Origin of the sequence: Halorientalis pallida (genome assembly GCF_049605515.1) — an archaeon.
In the GTDB taxonomy this organism is placed as follows: domain Archaea; phylum Halobacteriota; class Halobacteria; order Halobacteriales; family Haloarculaceae; genus Halorientalis; species Halorientalis pallida_A.
In genome coordinates this window covers 110,171-126,937 of the sequence record NZ_CP187158.1, presented here as the reverse complement: position 1 = coordinate 126,937, position 16,767 = coordinate 110,171, and the positions used below count along the sequence as shown (strand labels likewise).

Genomic DNA, 16,767 nt, shown 5'->3' with positions numbered 1-16,767 from the left:
CGGACCCACTGGCACCGGGAGGGTATCGATGAGTAGCGGCAGTCACGGCGAACGCAAACCCGAAGCGGAACTCGGCCTGCTCGACGCCACCATGATCGGCATGGGCGCGATGATCGGCGCGGGCATCTTCGTGTTGACCGGCCTGGCCGCGGAGATCGCCGGCCCGGCCGCGATCGCCGTGTTCGCGCTGAACGGCGTCGTCACGGCCTTCACCGGCCTCTCCTACGCCGAACTCGCCTCGGCGATCCCCAAGAGCGGCGGAGGGTACGCCTTCGTCCGCGAGGTGTTCGACGACCTGAGTTCGTTCCTGATGGGCTGGATGCTCTGGTTCGCGTACATGATCGCCGGCGCGCTGTACGCGCTGGGTTTCGCCCCCAACTTCCTCGAACTGCTCCACGTCTACGGGTTCGCGCCGGCCCCCGATCAGGTGGGCGCGGTCGCGCTCCCGCTGCTCGACGCCGCCGTCCCGGTCAGCGTCGGCCTGGCGTTCACCGCGGTCCTGTTACTGGTCGCGCTGAACGCCGCCTCGACTGCGGCAAGCGGGAGCGTCGAGACCATCTTCACGCTCGTGAAGGTCGGCATCCTCGTCGTGTTCGTCGCCTTCGGCGCGCTGTCGCCGATGTTCTCGACCGCCGAGTTTCAGCCACTCTTCCCCGCGGACGGCGGTGCCTTCGCCATCCTCCCCGCGATGGGCCTGACCTTCATCGCCTTCGAGGGGTACGACCTCATCACGACGGTGACGGAGGAGGTCAAGAACCCGCGCGAGAACATCCCCAAGGCGATCTTCCTGAGCCTCGCCGTGACCGTCGTGGTATACCTGGCGGTGGTTACGGTCGCCGTCGGGACGCTCGGAGCGCAGGGCCTGGCAGAGGCCGGTGAGGCCGGCATCGCACAGGCGGCGACCGAGTTCATGCCGACGGGCCTGCCGGTGATCCAGAACGGCGGGGCGATCATCGTCTTCGGCGCGGTGTTCTCGACGCTGACCGCACTGAACGCCGTCGTCATCGCCTCGTCTCGGGTCGCGTTCTCGATGGGCCGGGAAGGCCAGCTCCTCCCCTCCATCGGGCAGTTACACCATCGCTTCGGGACGCCGTTCGTCGCGATTATCGCGAGTGCGGTCGTCATGCTGGGTTCAGTGGCCCTGCCGACCAAGAGCGCGGGCAACATGTCCAGCCTGTTTTTCCTGCTCTCCTTCATCGTCGTCAACGGCGCGGTCATCCGGTTGCGCCGGGAGCGACCCGACATGAAACGACCCTACGAGATGCCCTACTATCCGGTCCCGCCGATACTCGGAATCGTGCTGAACCTGGTGTTGACGGGCGTCCTCGTCTGGTATCTGGTGCAGACGGACCCGCTGGCGCTGGTCCTCAGCGTCGGCTGGATACTGCTCGGCGGGCTGGCCTATCTCGGCCTGAACCGATGGCGGTCGGCCGGGGAGGCCGGTGGGACCGGGACGCCTGCGGACGCGGTTCCACAGGAGGACGACTGACATGACTCAGGACCTGAACGTCATCATCGTTGGCGGTGGACGCGTCGGTTTCCAGACAACGGCCATCCTCGCCGAGCGGGGCCACGACATCACCGTCGTCGAGCGTGACCCGGAGGTCTGTGACGCGATGGCCGACGAGTACGTCGCGACGATCATTCAGGGCGACGCGACCGATCCGGCGATCCTGGAACAGGCCGACGTGGCACGGGCGGACGTGATCGCTGGCCTGACCCAGAACACCGGCGTGAACCTCGCCGTCTGTCTCGAAGCCACGGAGATGAACGGCGACGGCCTCCGGACCATCGCTCGCGTCGACCGCCTCGGCGGGGAGGAGTACACACGGTTCGTCGACGCCGTCGTATTTCCCGAGCGCGCAGGCGCGCGCATGGCCGCGAACGAGATTATCGGTGGCGACGTGGAGAGCATCAGCGACGTGACCGAGACCCTCGACATCGTGCAGGTCCGGGTGGCGGAGGGTGCGCCGGCCGCGGGCAAACGGCTGGCGAACGTCAACTTCCCGACGGGGACGCTGGTCATCTCCGACGACGACGGCGAGCGCATCGCCGGCCCGGACACCACCCTCGACCCCGGGAAACGCTACGTCGTCGCCGTCGAACCCGACGTGGCCGACGAGGTCATGAACCTGCTTCGGGGCTGACCGCGAGTTTTCGCAGCCCCTCGATCACGTTCGCGTTCTGGATCAACAGCGTCCCGACGATGCTCATCACCAGTACGTAGCCGACGGCGAAGGCCGGCACGACCTCGCCGAGCGTCCCGGCGTTGCCCCCGGCAGTCGCCGCCAGCGTCGCGAGGATCAGGGAGAACTCGCCCCGTGGCACCATCCCGAGGCCGACCCGGAGCGAGCGCCGGGGATCGAGGTCGTACACCCGACCCGACAGCGTCCCGCTCAGGAGTTTGCTCGCGGTCGTCACGACCACCGCGGCCGCCAGCAGGAGTGCCACGTCCGCCAGCAGGGTCACGTCGGTGGTCAGCCCGATAGCGAAGAAGAAGACGGCCGCGAAGAAGTCGCGGGAGGGGGCGATGACGTGTTCGATGCGTTCGGTGTGTTCGGTCCCGCTGAACGCGGTGCCGACGAAGAAGGCCGCGACGGCCTCGCTGACACCCATCGCGAGCGCGACGCCCGCGACCAGCGTCGTCACACCGAGCACGCGCAACAGGAACAGTTCGTCCGAGCCAGTACTGAACAGCCGTTCGACGACGCCGGTCCCGTACCACGCGGCGGCGAGCAACACGCCGAGGAAGGCGAAGGCGGTCCCGACCGAGACGGCGGCGTCGGCCAGCGAGCCGCCGCCGAGCGCCACCGCCGAGAGGACGGCCAGGTAGATCGCGATGAAGATGTCCTCGAACACCAGCGTGCCGAGGATCGGCCCGCTCTCGGGGTTTGCCACCCACCCCTCGTCGATGATCGACTTGGTGATCACGGCCGACGAGGAGATGTAGACGATCCCCGCGAGAAACAGCGTCTCGACGGGCCCGAAGCCGAAGGCGAACCCGAGTGCGAGGCCGACGCCGAAGTTGAGTACCAGGTCGATCACGCCGATGGTCGCGATGCGGCGGCCGTCCCCGAGCAACTGGGAGACGCTGAACTCCAGTCCCAGGAAAAAGAGCAGGAGGACGATCCCGAGTTCCGCCAGGCCGGCGACGAGGTCGCTGTCGGAGACGAGTTGCAGGGACACGTCGCCGACTGCGCCGAGCGCGACCGGGGAGAGGTCACCCAGCGTGGTCGGATAGTTCGGGCCCACGAGGACGCCGATCACGATGTAGGCGGGGATGACCGACAGGCCGTACCGGTGGACGAGGGAGCCAGCGACCGCGAGCGCGGTGATCGCGATACCGATCTCGTAGAGCGCGACGGCCATCTATTCGTCCTGACCCTCGTCGCTGTCGGTCGCGTCGCCGGTGTCGCTCCCGCCGAGCATCGCCTCCAGGCTGTTCTGTTCCTCGCGGGTGCCCAGCGTGACCAGCACGTCGCCGCCGGCGAGTTCGAACGCCGAATCGGGGTTCGGATGGGTGTGATCGCCGCGCTGGACGGCCAGCACCGAGATGCCCGTCTCCTGCCGGAGGTCGGTCTCGCCCAGCGTCTTGCCGGCCAGTTCCGAGTCGGCGTGCAGGTCGAGCCACTCGATGAAGGCGTCACCGAGGGGGACCTGTACCTCGTCGGTCTCGACGGGCTGGAAGAACGCGCCCTCGATGATCGAGCCGAGCTGGCGGGCCTGCTTGCCGGCGACGGAGAACAGTTTCTCGCTGTCGGCGTCGGGGTCGGGGCGGCGGTAGACCTCGCGTTTGCCGTCGTGGTGGATGAGGACGACCAGCCGCTCCCCACCGCCGATCTCGAGTTCGAACTTCTTGCCCACGCCGGGCACCTCGGTCTCGTAGACGGTCATGCGGTGAGATTGCGGGGCCGGAGTATAAATCCCGTGTGGGCGCGCAGGCCCGAGATCCGGAGACGCGCGGGCGTCCGTTTCGATACACCTATACGGCGAGATGGCTTTTATGCGGGTGATGCCCGACGCGGCTCTGCTGCGCGACAGTACGCAAATCCTGCTCCCGGAGGAAGCGCTCGACGGCCTCCGGGAGGATCTGGAGCACCGGTTTACGCTAACGATTCGCTCTGAGGAGCAGGGGGTACGCATCCTCGGCAGTCCCGTCGAGATCAAGGAGGCGAGCGCGTACCTCTCTCGAAACGGCATCTCGGTCCAGTAGTCGGGCGCTGCCGCCCGCGGGTCCCCGCTTTTTCCACCGCAACCCGAGAGCGTGTGCCCCGTCGACACGCCGGCCGCGGAAAGCAACCGTTAAAAGCGCGCCTCCACGATAGGTTCGATATGGCTGGAACCATCGAAGTACTCGTCCCTGGCGGGCAGGCCAACCCCGGACCGCCGCTCGGCCCGGAACTCGGCCCGACGCCCGTCGACGTGCAGGCAGTCGTCCAGGAGATCAACGACCAGACCGAAGCCTTCGACGGCACCGAAGTCCCCGTCACCGTCGAGTACGACGACGAGGGCGACTTCGACATCGAGGTCGGCGTCCCGCCGACGGCCGAACTCGTCAAAGACGAGGCCGGCTTCGAGACCGGCAGCGGCGAACCCCAGGAGAACTTCGTCGCCGACCTGTCGGTCGATCAGGTCAAGCAGATCGCCGAGCAGAAACACCCGGACCTGCTGGCCTACGACCTGAAAAACGCCGCCAAGGAAGTCGTCGGCACCTGCACCTCGCTGGGCGTCACCATCGAAGGGAACGACCCCCGCGAGTTCAAAGAGCGCATCGACGAGGGCGAGTACGACGACAAGTTTGCGGCAGAGGCCTGACCCGAACGGCCCACTTCTCATTCGCTCGTCAACCCACCCAGTAGCGACTGCGCCGTGGCGTCCTCCCGGACCGCCGTCGCGGTGTGTTCGGCGCTGATCAGACACATCGGGAGTCCGATGCCCGGCGTGGTGTACCCCCCGACGTAGTAGAGGCCGTCGGCACCACCCCGGTGGCCCGGGCGGAGCGGGCCGGTCTGGCGGAGCGTGTGGGCCAGCCCCAGCGCGGTCCCGCGTGGCGCGTTGACCCACTCGGCGAACTCCGAGACACAGGCCGTCTCCTCGAAGACGATCCGGTCGCGCAGGTCGACCCCGGTGTGTGCCGCCAGGTCCGCCAGCACCTGCTCGCGGAACCGGTCCCTGACCTCGGGACCGTCGTCCAGTCCCGGTGCGACGGGAACGAGGACGACGACAGTGTGGTGTCCCTCGGGGGCCGCGTCGTCGTCGGTCAGCGACGGGACGTTCACGTAGTAGGCCGGGTCCGCTGGCCAGGCCGGCTCGTCGAAGATCGTCTCGAAGTGTGGGTCCCAGTCCTCGGGGAGGATCAGCGTGTGGTGTTCCAGCGGCGCCACGTCGCCCTCGACGCCCAGATAGAGCATGAACGCCGAGGGGGCGTAGGTCCGGTCGGTCCAGTAGTCGTCGCCGTGCTGGCGCGCCCGCGCGGGCAGGAGGTCGCGCTCGGCGTGTGCCGGGTTGGCGTTACAGACCACGCGATCCGCGCGCAGGCGGTCGCGCTCGGTGGTGACCGTCGCGGGCGGTCCGGGGTTGATCGCAGTGACGGCCTCGCCGGTGCGGAAGGTGACTCCGTGTTCACGCCCGAGGTCCCGCAGGGCCTCGACGAGGCTGTAGATGCCGTTCTCGGGGTAGAGCACGCCCAGTTCGAAGTCGACGTGGGCCATGAGGTTGTAGAGTGCGGGGGTGTTGTGGGGCGCGCCGCCGAGGAAGACGAGCGTGTACTGGACGAGTTGCCGGAGTTTCGGGTGGTCGAAGTAGTCGGCGGCGTGGTCCTGCATCGACCCGAGGAAGGTCAGGCCACGCGCCGAACGCATCACGTCGAGATCCGCCCAGTCCCGGAGCCGGGGCCGGTCCTCGTAGACGAACCGCTCCATCCCGATCCGGTAGGTCTCGGCCGCCTCGTCGAGGTACGACCGGAAGGCCTCGCCCGCGCCCGGCTCGTAGGACTCGAAGATCTCCGCGACGGCCTCGGGGTCGTCCGGGACCGCAACCTCGTCACCGTCCTTCCAGTGGATCCGGTAGTGCGGATCGAGCCGTTCGAGCGCGTAGAAATCGTCCGGATCGTGGCCGAACTGCGCGAAGTAGCGCTCGAACACGTCGGGCATGAGGTACCAGGAGGGACCGGCGTCGAACCGGAACCCCTCGCCCTCGATGCGGGTTGCCACACCGCCGAGGTCGTCGTTGCGCTCGATCACGGTCACGTCGGCACCCATCGCGGCCAGGTACGGGGCCGTCGCCAGCCCGCCGACGCCGCCGCCGACGACGACGGTTCGCTCGCCGGCCAGCGGGTCACCGTCGAGATCGGGACCGTCCGGTCCGCGGAAGCCCTCACCGTGCATGGTCGTCTCGACTAGGGAGTGAACCCATTTCGAGCCTGTGCCGAATTCCTGCGGGTCGGGAACGGCCACCCACCCTTTTTCCGACCGACTCCCTAGTCGGAGTCGATGTTCGGCGTCGTCGAGCGACGACTTCCGACCGATGACGACGGGGCGGCCGGTCGCCTGCTGGTGGCGTCGTGGGCGCTGTTCGCCGGCCTGACCGTCCTGTTCGGGGCCGCCACCGTCTCCGGGGCGACCGTACCGATACGCCTCCAGTCCATCGCGTACCTGACGCTGATGCTCGGGGTCAGCCTTCCCCACGGTGGGTTCGAGCACGTCGCCAACCTCCGCGGGCGCGGGGAGTCGTTCCAGGCCCGCTATCTGCTGGCGTACCTGCTGTTGATCGGCGCGTCGCTGACCGTGTTCGTCCTCGCACCGGTCGCGGGCCTGGCACTGGCGGTCGCCATCACCTGCCTGAAAGGCGGATTCGGTGGACTCCACGTCCTCGAATCGACGACCGCGGGCGATCACCTGAGGGGTCGGTCACAGCGGGTTCTCGGTGCGCTCGTCCGTGGGGGCGCGGTGATGGTGGTCCCGATGGTCGCGCACCCTGGCGTGTTCTACATGGTCAGCGACTACATGGTGTCGCTGTTCGAACCCGGTGCGATGGCCGGTGCCGGTTGGGTGTTCGAGTCGCCCGCCCGCGACGTACTCGGGGGCGTGTACCTGCTGGCTCTCCTGGCCCATCTGGGGTGGGGGTACCTGCGGGCCGACGGCCCCGGTTCGTGGCTCCCGGAGGCCGGCGAGACGCTGTTGCTGGTGGCCTTCTTCGCGGTGGTCCCGCCGATCCTGGCCGTCGGCGTCTACTTCCCGTGCTGGTACGCGACCCGCCAGACTGCTCGGTTGAGCGCCGACGGCCGGTCGCTTCGCGCGGTACTCGCCCGGGTCGCTCGCGGTGCCGTCGCCCCGTGGCTCGGCGCGCTGGTGCTGCTGGCCGCGCTGGCGGTCGCGCTCCCGAGCGCACCGACGACCCCGACCGGGTGGGTCGCGCTGTACAGCGTGTTCGTCGCCGTGATCGCGGTGCCACACGTCCTCGTCGGGTCGTGGCTCGACCACCAGCGCGGGATCTGGACGACGTGAGCGGTTCGGTTCGACGGGTTTAAGTTTCCGATTGGCCACGTTCCGGGTGAGACAGGCTTCGCCTGTTTCACTGACCCGTAGGAGCGTTACGCGTACTACGGAGGTGAACGATGGCAGATCAGGACATAGAGCAAGCAGTATCTAGCGCACTTGAGGAGGCACCGCCGCGGAACTTCCGCGAGACGGTCGACCTCGCTATCAACCTGCGCGACCTAGACCTCGACGACCCGTCGAATCGCGTCGACACTGGCGTCGTCCTCCCCGAGGGGACGGGCCAGGAGACGAGTATCGTCGTCTTCGCGGAGGGCGAGACCGCCCTGCGTGCAGAGGACGCCGCCGACGACGTGCTGGACGGCGACGACCTCGAAGAACTGGGCGACGACGACGACGCGGCCAAGGACCTCGCCGACGAGACCGACTTCTTCATCGCGGAGCAGAACATGATGCAGGACATCGGTCGCTATCTCGGTACCGTCCTCGGTCCGCGCGGGAAGATGCCGGAACCGCTCGACCCCGACGACGACGTCGTCGAGGTCGTCAACCGAATGAAAAACACGGTGCAGCTCCGGAGCCGCGACCGGCGGACCTTCCACACGCGCGTCGGCGCGGAGGACATGGACGCCGAGTCCATCGCGGACAACATCGACGTCATCCTCCGGCGCCTGCACGCCGAGCTCGAGAAGGGCCCGCTGAACATCGACTCGGTGTTCGTCAAGACGACGATGGGCCCGGCCGTCGAGGTGGCCTAACATGAGCGCAGAACGCAAGACAGAGACCATCCCGCAGTGGAAGAAGGAGGAGGTCGACGACCTCGTCGCCACGCTGGAGAGCTACGACTCGGTCGGCATCGTCAACATCGCCGGCATTCCGAGCCGTCAGCTCCAGGACATGCGGCGCAACCTCCACGGCACCGCCGAGCTCCGCGTCAGCCGGAACACGCTGATGGAGCGTGCCCTCGACGAAGTCGACGACGGGCTGGAGGACCTCACCGAGTTCATCGGTGGACAGGTCGGCCTCATCTGTACGAACGACAACCCGTTCACGCTGTACCAGCAGCTGGAGGCCTCGAAGACCTCCGCACCGATCAACGACGGCGAAGTCGCCCCCAACGACATCGTGATTCCGGAGGGCGACACCGGGATGGACCCGGGCCAGTTCGTCGGTGAACTCCAGGCCGTCGGCGCTGAAGCCCGGATCCAGGAAGGCTCGATCCAGGTCATGGCCGACTCGACGGTGCTGGAGGCGGGCGAGACCGTCGACAGCCAGCTCGCCAACGTGCTGAGCGAACTCGGCATCGAGCCCAAGGAAGTCGGGCTGGACCTGCAGGCCGTGTTCGCCGACGGCGTCCTCTTCGAGCCCGAGGAGCTCGAACTGGACGTCGACGAGTACCAGGCGGACATCGAGGCCGCCGTCGCGGGCGCACGCAATCTCTCGATCAACGCCGTCTACCCGACCGCACAGACCGTGGGGTCGCTGCTCGGCAAGGCGTCCGGCGAGGCCAAATCGGTCGGCCTCCAGGCGGCCATCGAGGACGAGGACTTCATGCCCGACCTCATCAGCAAGGCGGACGGGCAGGTCCGGGCGCTGGCGGCCCAGATCGACGACCCCGAGGCGCTCCCCGAGGAGCTCCAGGGTGTCGAGACGGCCGAGCCCGAGACCGAAGCGGAGCCCGACGAGGGCGACGACGAGGACAGCGAGGCGGACGACGAGCCCGAGGCTGAACCCGACGACACCGACGACGATGACGACGACGGTGACGCGGGCGATGCGATGGGCGCGATGTTCGGCTAACAACTAAATACCACCAACAAGACTACGAACCATGGAATACGTTTACGCAGCACTCATCCTGAACGAGACCGGCGAAGAGATCAACGAAGACAACATCACGGGCGTCCTCGAAGCGGCGGGCGTCGACGTCGAGGAGTCCCGCGTCAAGGCCCTCGTCGCGGCCCTCGAGGACATCGACATCGAGGAAGCCGTCGAACAGGCCGCAGCGGTTCCGGCCGGCGGTGCGGCTGCCCCCGCGGGCGGCAGCGCCGACGCCGAACTCGAAGAGGGCGGCGACGACGAAGGCGGCGACGAAGGCGGCGACGAAGCCGAAGCCGAAGACGACGGCGGCGACGACGAAGACGAGGGCGACGGCGGCGAAGGCCTCGGCGAGCTGTTCGGCTGATCGCGGCCCAGCAATCTTCTCCGTTTTATTTCCGTTCGGTAGTGGCGTCGCTTTCCGGCCCCACGCTGACCCACAGACGACGGTGGAGTGGTCATATCGGTACGTAGTTTTACATAGCTGTCCGTGCGAGACCGAAGCAAGGCCCGTTCTCGAACACGATGGAGGTGCAAGTAACGCCGTACACCCTGCCACTGGGATTTGCGGTCCTGATCGCGACCGTCGGGGCGGTGATCGCCTGGCGCCAGCGGAAGGGCCGCACCGAGATCTGGGCGATGGGCGTGCAGATCTCCCTGGCGCTGTGGTCGCTGTTCACGCTGTTGACCGTCTCGACGGTGTCGCTGTTCTGGAAGCGGCTGTGGTTCGCGCTCTTTCTCCCGACGATTCCACTGCTCGTCGTCACGACCTGTCTGTTCACGGTCCACTTCGTGGGCCGTCGGGACTGGCTCACCCGGCCACGCGTGATCGCCCTCCTGGCGTTCCCCCTGCTCACGCTCGCGCTCACGCTGACCGACGGGATCCACGGGCTCTTTCTGGTCGATGTCGGTGTCGACCGGAGTGGGTCGTTCGCCCTGCTCACCTACGAGTACGGTATCGGTGTGTACGCCATGGCGGCTGTCGCCTACAGTATCGCCATCGGCTACAACGCGTTGCTGGCCCGGCGGATGCTTCGCTCCCGGAACGTCTATCGACAGATCAGCGCGGTCATCTCCGTGTCGACGCTGGTGATCGGGCTCGTGACGGTCCTCTCGTTTGTCGAGCTCAGTCCGTTCCCACACTTCATGCTCGTCCCGTTCGTTTACCTCGTGGTCGGTGTCCTCCTCTTGCTGGGGACGGGGAGCGTGACGTTCGTCCGGATGGTCCCTATCGACCGCGTACTCGCGATGGTCGGGTCGCGGTTCGACAGCACCGTCCCGCTGGCCCGGGACTTCGTCCTCGAAGCCGTCGACAACGGCATCATCGTCGTCGACGACGAGGACCGGATCGTCGACGTCAACTCGACGGCAAAGCGGATGCTCGGACTGGACCAACCGGTCGGGCAGCACCTGACCGCCGTCGTCCGGCCGGAGTGGGTGCTAGAGTGTGGGGAGGTGGGCCCGGTACTCGACGGGGACGAACCGGTCCACGAACTCGACGACGAGGCGTGGGTCGAGACGCCCGACGGCGAGCGGTGTTATCAGGTGACGATCTCCGCGCTGAGCGAGGGCGAGCAGGCACGTGCACACGTCATCCTGCTCCACGACATCACCGACCGAAAGCGTCGGGCGGAGCAACTACAGGACCAGAAGGAGACGTTGCGGTCACGGAAACAGCAACTCGAACACCAGAACGAACGGCTCGACCAGTTCGCGGGCATCGTCTCCCACGACCTGCGGAACCCGCTCAACGTCACGTCGGGCTACCTGGAGCTGTTCGACGCGCGGATCGAGGGCGACGACGACACCGTCGAAGTCGACGCCGAAACCGTCCACGAACTCGAACGGGCCACCGACCGGATGGCGGCCATCATCGACGACGCCCTGACGCTGGCCCGGGAGGGGAAAGCGGTCACCGAAACCGAGGCCGTCGATCTGGCCGAGACCGCCGAGACTGCCTGGGAGACCGTCGACACCGCCGAGGCCACGCTGACGGTCGACGCCGACGCCGTGATCGCGGCCGACCGTGGCCGGTTGCGAACCATCTTCGAGAACCTCTTTCGCAACGCCGTCGAGCACGGTCGCGAGGACGTGACCGTCACCGTCGGCGACCTGGATCGCAACGGGGAGACCGGATTCTTCGTCGCCGACGACGGGCCCGGTATCCCGGACGGACGGAAAGACGAGGTACTCGAACACGGGTTCACCACCAGCGACGGCGGGACCGGATTCGGACTGGCCATCGTCGACGACGCCGCCAGCGCACACGGCTGGGACGTGACCGTCACCGACAGCGAGGCGGATGGCGCACGCTTCGAGTTCACCGGCGTCGGCCGACCGAACGACGACGGGCGGATCAGTGACGCCCTCGACGGCGAGCACGGACCGTCACTACGACCCGAATCCGACACCCAGCCCGCGAGCGAAGACTGACACGACCGGCTGGGCGACGAGCCCTTAAGTAGGAACGCGGGACCACCCGTTCTCGATGGCAGTCTCGACCTGGCTGGGTGTCCGGATCGCGGTCGCGCCGTCGGCCGCGGCCCTGGCGCTCGCGTTCGTCGCCGGCGGTGCGGCACTCGGCGTCGTGAGCGGCCTCGTGCCGGGACTCCACGCCAACAACATGGCGCTGTTGCTCGCCGCGGGGGCGTCCGCGGTGCCCGGGCCGCCGCGGCTAGTCGGGGCGGCGATGCTGGCCGCCGGGACGATGCACACCTTCCTCGACGTGGTTCCGGCGCTGTCGCTGGGCGTCCCGGACCCGGCGATGGCCGCGAGCGCACTCCCCGGCCACGAGCTGGTGCTGGCGGGCCGGGGCCGGGAAGCGCTCAGGCTGTCGGCGCTCGGCAGTGGGCTGGCGGTTGCACTGGCCGTGCCGCTGGCGGTCCCGGTCACCGAGGCGGTGACGGCACTGTATCCGACGATCCGGGCCAACCTGTCGGCCGTACTGGCGGCCGTGGCGGTCGGGCTGGTGACGACCGAGGGGAGCTATCGGGCGAAAGTAGGTGCCGGGCTCGCCCTGACGGCCAGCGGTGTCCTGGGACTCCTGACGCTCGATCTCCCGACGGACGGGCTGGTGAGTGCCGGCGGGACGCTGGCACCGCTGTTCGCGGGGTTGTTCGGCGCGCCGGTCCTCGTCGAGGCACTGGGCGGGGGCGGCGTTCCGCCACAGGACGACGCGACGATCGCGCTCTCGAAGCCGGCAGTCGGTGGGCTCTCGGCCGCGGGCACGCTCTCGGGCGCGGTCGTGGGGTTTCTCCCGGGCGTCTCCAGCGCCGTGGCGGCGACGGGCGCACTCCTGGCCGTCCCGTACCGCTTCGGCGCGCGGGGGTTCGTGGTGATCACGAGCGGCGTGAACACGGCCAACACGATCTTCGCGCTCCTGGCGTTGCGCGCGCTCGGGTCGCCACGGACGGGCGTGCTGGTCGCCCTCGAATCGAGCGGGGCACCGCTTTCCTTCCCGCTCTTGCTGGCCAGCGTCGCGCTGACGGCCGCGCTCGGGTTCGTCCTCGTCCCGACGGTCGGGGACCGCTACCTGTCGCTGGTCGGCGCGCTGGACTACCGGATACTCTCGGTCGCCGTGCTGACACTGTTACTCTGTCTCTCGTTCGTCTTCGCCGGCCCCGTCGGAATCGGCATCTTCGCGGTCGCCACGGTGATCGGGCTGGTCCCGCCGCGGTTCGGGTCGCGGCGGGCGGCGCTGATGGGCGTGTTGCTCGTCCCGCTGGCGCTGGGTTAGCAGTACGTCGCCGCCGGCCCGGTCGCTCGCCGTTCGATCTCGACCTCCTGCACGATGTGTGACGTTTCCTGATCGGGGCGGTAGATCAACTGGTAGGTTTCCCCCTGACAGGCGGCGTTGAGGTCGCCGTCGCTCCCGTGGCCGTCGATGTGGACGTGATCGTCGGCCTTGATTTCTTCAGTGCCAGTCCACACGTCGGCCCAGGCCACGTCGTTCCCGTCGCTGTCGACGACGAACAGTTTCGTCCCGTCGACGGTCTCACCGCCGGTGTGGGTGATGTTGAGATACGGCCGGTCGGCGTCGTTGCCCGCCCCGTCGGCCTGGTAGTGGGTGTCGAGAGTGAACTGCGGCGCTGGCGTCTCCATCGAGCCCCCGAAGCCGAGTGCGAGGTTCCCGACGACCGCCGCCAGGATCACGACGATGGCGACGACGAGGACGACACCGACGACGTTGGAGACGGCGCGGTCGTCGTTCCCGGGCCGGAATCGGGGACGAGAGTCGCTCATTATCCGGAATAGCCCAGCCTGCCACTTAACCCCACGAACGGTGTCGACGGCCGAAAGCTACAAATATTCCTTCCGTTTGAAGTATACGAGCATCCCGCCGGCGATGACCACCATCAGGAGCAGGACCGCCGGGTAACCGTACCGCCAGGTCAACTCGGGCATGTTGTACGGACTGGCGGCGAAGTTCATGCCGTAGACGCCGGCGACGAAGGTCAGCGGGAGGAAGATGGTCGCGATGACCGTCAACACCTTCATCACCTCGTTGGTCGACTGCGAGAGCGTGTTGAGGTAGATGTCCCGGGTGCCCGTGGTCAGGTCCCGGTAGGTCTCGGTGAGGTCGACGACCTGGACGAGGTGGTCGTACACGTCCCGGTAGTACTTCTCGGTCTCCTCGCGGACCTGCGAGGGACCGCCGCGAGCGAGGACGCCGACCGCCTCTCGACAGGGCCAGGCGACTTTCCGGAAGGCCAGCAGGTCCCGCCGGAGCGCGTTGATGTCTTCGAGCGTGCCGATATCGGTCGAGACCGTGACGGCCTCCTCGATGGCCTCGATGTCCGTCTCCAGGTCGTCGAGGACGGTGAAGTACTCGTCGACGATCATATCGACCATCCGGTAGGCGGCGAAATCCGGGCCGCGGTCGAGGATGCGACTGTCGCCCCGGAGAACCGCGTCCCACACCTGGTCGACGGGATCGTCGGGGGCGACCGACAGCGAGACCACCCAGTCATCGCCCACGCAGATGCCGACGGCCTCGGCGAGGATCTCCTCGTCGAAGGGCTGCTCGCCGCGGGCCAACTCGACGGTCTTGACCAGCGTGAACGCGTAGTCGTCGTAGGGCTGGGTCTTGGCCCGGACCTCGTTGCGAACGTCCTCGACGACCAGCGGGTGGATCCCGAAGGTCTCGGCGACGGTGTCGAGTTCGTCCGGGTCCGCGTCGCTGACCCTGACCCAGGTCGTGCCGGCCGCGTCCCTGGCGGCGGCGAGCTCGTCGTACTCGGTCACGCCGTCGGGTCCGTAGACGACCGCCGCGATCACGGCCGGCCCCTCCGGCCCAGTGTGGCAGTGCGGGTGGGCACGTCCCGGCTCGGTTCGCCGTGCATACGCCGCCAGTCGCCCGCACGGATCAAAAGCGTTCCCGGGGTCGCGGAGGGGGCGGGCGGCTGTCGCCCGTCTGTCGTGCGTCGGACGCGTGACAGACGCTGTACGATTTCCGGCGGAGAGAACCCACAGAGGGCACTCGGGCGGGTGTAAGGTTTAACATACTGGGGGAGAAATCTCTACGCAACCGAATACATGACGATCAATCCACGCGATTACGACCTCGACGAACTCCGGAAGATGGCCCGGGAGCGGGGTGACAGGCCCCGGTCGGGCGGTGACGGGAGCGACGCGCCCAGACCGCCCACGGGCGACGGCGAGGAGAGCGCGCGCCCGGAGCCCAACGGCTGGGACAGCCTCGACTCGGAGACGCCGTCGCGCGACCAGTTCCAGAACGGGCTCTACCGGGAACTGTTGCCCCTGGAGGCCGGCGTCGACGATCTCGAAAAACCGTATCTCGACGGCCTCCCCGAGAGCTACGCCGCCGAGTACGTCATCTTCGAGTGGCTGGAGTTCCTGCTGTCGAACTTCGGCTACCAGGGAACCAACGAGGCCCTGCAGTACTACGAGTCGGTCGGCTGGCTCACCGAGGACGTGGAGGCGGCGCTGAACGACTACCTGCTCGGGCTGGAGAGCCCCAGCGAGGAGCCACGCGGCGGCACCGTCGACGACCACAAACTCAGTCTCGTCTACATCGCGCGGCTCGTCTCGATGCGGTAGTCGGCCGACTGTTTCCCCGTCCGTCGTCGCCGCTACGTGTTTCGATTCCGAGTATAGGGAGAGAATATATACCAGAGCCGTGAGTAGCCGCGGCCGATCATGAGTGATGACGAAGATTCGGACGGACCAGTGCCGGTCGGGGTCAAACTGGGGAGTACCCGGACCGTGATCGCCCTCCCGGACGGCGAGGGTGACCTGGAGACGATCCGGACGCTGACCTGTCTGGCCACCTACGAGGATCAACTCACCGGCGAGGAACGGGTGCTGTACGGCGACGAGGCGGCGACGGAGTACCCCGACCGCGCGCAGTTCATGCTGCGCTCGGGCCTGCCCGAGGACGACGACCGGGCCGAGTTGACCAAGAAGTTCTTCGACGCCCTGATCGAGGAACACGACGTGCCCGCCGACAGCGTCGTCGTCTACGCCATCCCGACCATCGACAACGAGAAGGGACTGGCCAACCTCGAATCGGTGATCGAGGAGAGCGCCATCGGCGAGGCCGGTGTCCAGAGCTATCCCGAGTCGCTGTGTGGCTCGATCCCCGCCATCGGGGACGACCTGGAGGCGATCAGCGAGATCTTCACCGCGGTCAACATGGGCTCGACGAATCTGGAGGCCTCGGCGTACCGGCGCGGCGAGCAGTTGACCCCGTTCGCGACCGGCGCGGTGACGGGCAACGAGGTCGACCGGATGATCGCGAACAACGTCGAGGAGGAGACCCAGGGCCGGGTCAACATCGACAAGACGACCGCCCGGGAGTACAAGGAAGACCACGCCGACTTCGTCGACTTCGAGCCGTTCACCGACGTGATTCAACAGCCCGGCGGCGGCTCACACGAGTTCACCATCGAGCGGAGCGTGATGGACGCCTGCAACGACTACCTCGACGAAGTGGTCGACGAGATCGCGAACAGTTTCCTGCCCGATCTGGCCAACGACTACATGAAGGTGTACCAGCTGGCGCTGGACCAGCCCATCGTCCTGACGGGCGGGATGGCCTGTGTCCCGGGCATCGTCGAGGAGTTCGAGGAGCGCCTGAGCGAGGAACTCCAGCGTGAGGTGACGGCCACCGCACCCGAGCGGCCCGACCTCTCGGCGACCGTCGGCGCACAGCGCATCGCCGCCCACCTGATCGAGAGCGACAGTTACTGATCGCCGGATCCGGCCCAGCACCGGTGCCAGCGCGTGACCTTCGGCCCGTCGGTCCCCGTCTCGGTCACGGCCGTCGTTCGGGCCCGGACTGTGGACTCCTCGGCTCGGCTCTCGCCGTTCTCGCGACTGTTCTCGACACGTCTGAGGTCGTCGGGCAGATCCAGCGCCAACCGTGGCATACCCCACAGGGAGGCGACGGATCCACCTAAACCCCAGTCAGACACACGTCGGCGCTGTGGCA

The 16,767-nt window shown here is 67.6% G+C and carries 18 protein-coding genes; 12 read left to right on the top strand and 6 right to left on the bottom strand.

From position 1 onward, the window contains the following. Positions 1 to 28: 28 nt before the first annotated feature. Complete coding sequence (locus ACOZ4N_RS02115; protein WP_424018273.1) at positions 29 to 1,489, top strand: APC family permease; 1,461 nt, start codon at positions 29 to 31, stop codon at positions 1,487 to 1,489. Between the two features lies 1 nt (position 1,490). Next, positions 1,491 to 2,147 carry a potassium channel family protein gene (locus ACOZ4N_RS02110; RefSeq protein WP_424018272.1) on the top strand — a complete coding sequence of 219 codons (657 nt, stop codon included), beginning with the start codon at positions 1,491 to 1,493 and terminating at the stop codon, positions 2,145 to 2,147. Here the strand turns inward: ACOZ4N_RS02110 and ACOZ4N_RS02105 are convergent. After that, positions 2,125 to 3,369, bottom strand: coding sequence for a cation:proton antiporter (locus ACOZ4N_RS02105; RefSeq protein WP_424018271.1), 1,245 nt, complete (start codon positions 3,367 to 3,369; stop codon positions 2,125 to 2,127). The genes ACOZ4N_RS02110 and ACOZ4N_RS02105 overlap by 23 nt on opposite strands. Next, positions 3,370 to 3,894 carry a cation:proton antiporter regulatory subunit gene (locus tag ACOZ4N_RS02100; RefSeq protein WP_424018270.1) on the bottom strand — a complete coding sequence of 175 codons (525 nt, stop codon included), beginning with the start codon at positions 3,892 to 3,894 and terminating at the stop codon, positions 3,370 to 3,372. Between the two features lie 118 nt (positions 3,895 to 4,012). Between ACOZ4N_RS02100 and ACOZ4N_RS02095 the strand changes: the two genes are divergently transcribed. Continuing rightward, on the top strand, positions 4,013 to 4,213 hold the full coding sequence (locus tag ACOZ4N_RS02095) for a hypothetical protein (protein ID WP_092692014.1): 201 nt from the start codon (positions 4,013 to 4,015) through the stop codon (positions 4,211 to 4,213). 119 nt (positions 4,214 to 4,332) lie between these two features. Then, positions 4,333 to 4,815, top strand: a complete 483-nt coding sequence (locus ACOZ4N_RS02090) for a 50S ribosomal protein L11 (protein WP_424018269.1) — start codon at positions 4,333 to 4,335, stop codon at positions 4,813 to 4,815. Positions 4,816 to 4,832: 17 nt separating this feature from the next. Here ACOZ4N_RS02090 and ACOZ4N_RS02085 read toward each other — a convergent pair whose 3' ends face one another. After that, on the bottom strand, positions 4,833 to 6,455 hold the full coding sequence (locus ACOZ4N_RS02085; protein ID WP_424018268.1) for a phytoene desaturase family protein: 1,623 nt from the start codon (positions 6,453 to 6,455) through the stop codon (positions 4,833 to 4,835). 36 nt (positions 6,456 to 6,491) lie between these two features. Here ACOZ4N_RS02085 and ACOZ4N_RS02080 point away from each other — a divergent pair, with 36 nt between their 5' ends. From ACOZ4N_RS02080 to ACOZ4N_RS02055, 6 genes are all read left to right on the top strand, one after another. Beyond that, positions 6,492 to 7,505, top strand: a complete 1,014-nt coding sequence (locus ACOZ4N_RS02080; protein WP_424018267.1) for a Brp/Blh family beta-carotene 15,15'-dioxygenase — start codon at positions 6,492 to 6,494, stop codon at positions 7,503 to 7,505. Positions 7,506 to 7,615: 110 nt separating this feature from the next. Beyond that, entirely contained in the window at positions 7,616 to 8,254 is a 639-nt protein-coding gene (locus tag ACOZ4N_RS02075) for a 50S ribosomal protein L1 (RefSeq protein WP_424018266.1), read from the top strand. 1 nt (position 8,255) lies between these two features. Next, positions 8,256 to 9,296: a 50S ribosomal protein L10 gene (locus ACOZ4N_RS02070; RefSeq protein WP_424018265.1), complete on the top strand. Its 1,041-nt coding sequence runs from the start codon at positions 8,256 to 8,258 to the stop codon at positions 9,294 to 9,296. A gap of 31 nt (positions 9,297 to 9,327) precedes the next feature. Then, entirely contained in the window at positions 9,328 to 9,681 is a 354-nt protein-coding gene (rpl12p, locus tag ACOZ4N_RS02065) for a 50S ribosomal protein P1 (RefSeq protein WP_424018264.1), read from the top strand. Positions 9,682 to 9,839: 158 nt separating this feature from the next. Then, a complete protein-coding gene (locus ACOZ4N_RS02060; RefSeq protein ID WP_424018263.1) occupies positions 9,840 to 11,747 on the top strand; it encodes a histidine kinase N-terminal 7TM domain-containing protein in 1,908 nt (635 codons plus the stop codon). A gap of 55 nt (positions 11,748 to 11,802) precedes the next feature. After that, positions 11,803 to 13,050, top strand: a complete 1,248-nt coding sequence (locus ACOZ4N_RS02055) for a tripartite tricarboxylate transporter permease (RefSeq protein ID WP_424018262.1) — start codon at positions 11,803 to 11,805, stop codon at positions 13,048 to 13,050. Here the strand turns inward: ACOZ4N_RS02055 and ACOZ4N_RS02050 are convergent. Next, positions 13,047 to 13,556, bottom strand: a complete 510-nt coding sequence (locus ACOZ4N_RS02050; protein WP_424018261.1) for a type IV pilin — start codon at positions 13,554 to 13,556, stop codon at positions 13,047 to 13,049. The two genes, ACOZ4N_RS02055 and ACOZ4N_RS02050, sit on opposite strands and share 4 nt — an antisense overlap. A gap of 57 nt (positions 13,557 to 13,613) precedes the next feature. Continuing rightward, a complete protein-coding gene (gene corA / locus ACOZ4N_RS02045) occupies positions 13,614 to 14,591 on the bottom strand; it encodes a magnesium/cobalt transporter CorA (RefSeq protein ID WP_424018260.1) in 978 nt (325 codons plus the stop codon). Between the two features lie 258 nt (positions 14,592 to 14,849). Here corA and ACOZ4N_RS02040 point away from each other — a divergent pair, with 258 nt between their 5' ends. Then, positions 14,850 to 15,374 carry a FlaD/FlaE family flagellar protein gene (locus ACOZ4N_RS02040; protein WP_424018259.1) on the top strand — a complete coding sequence of 175 codons (525 nt, stop codon included), beginning with the start codon at positions 14,850 to 14,852 and terminating at the stop codon, positions 15,372 to 15,374. 99 nt (positions 15,375 to 15,473) lie between these two features. Further along, entirely contained in the window at positions 15,474 to 16,526 is a 1,053-nt protein-coding gene (locus tag ACOZ4N_RS02035; protein WP_424018258.1) for a hypothetical protein, read from the top strand. On the opposite strand, the gene ACOZ4N_RS02030 is transcribed toward ACOZ4N_RS02035, so the two are convergent. Next, positions 16,520 to 16,705, bottom strand: a complete 186-nt coding sequence (locus tag ACOZ4N_RS02030) for a hypothetical protein (protein WP_424018257.1) — start codon at positions 16,703 to 16,705, stop codon at positions 16,520 to 16,522. The genes ACOZ4N_RS02035 and ACOZ4N_RS02030 overlap by 7 nt on opposite strands. Positions 16,706 to 16,767 lie beyond the last annotated feature (62 nt).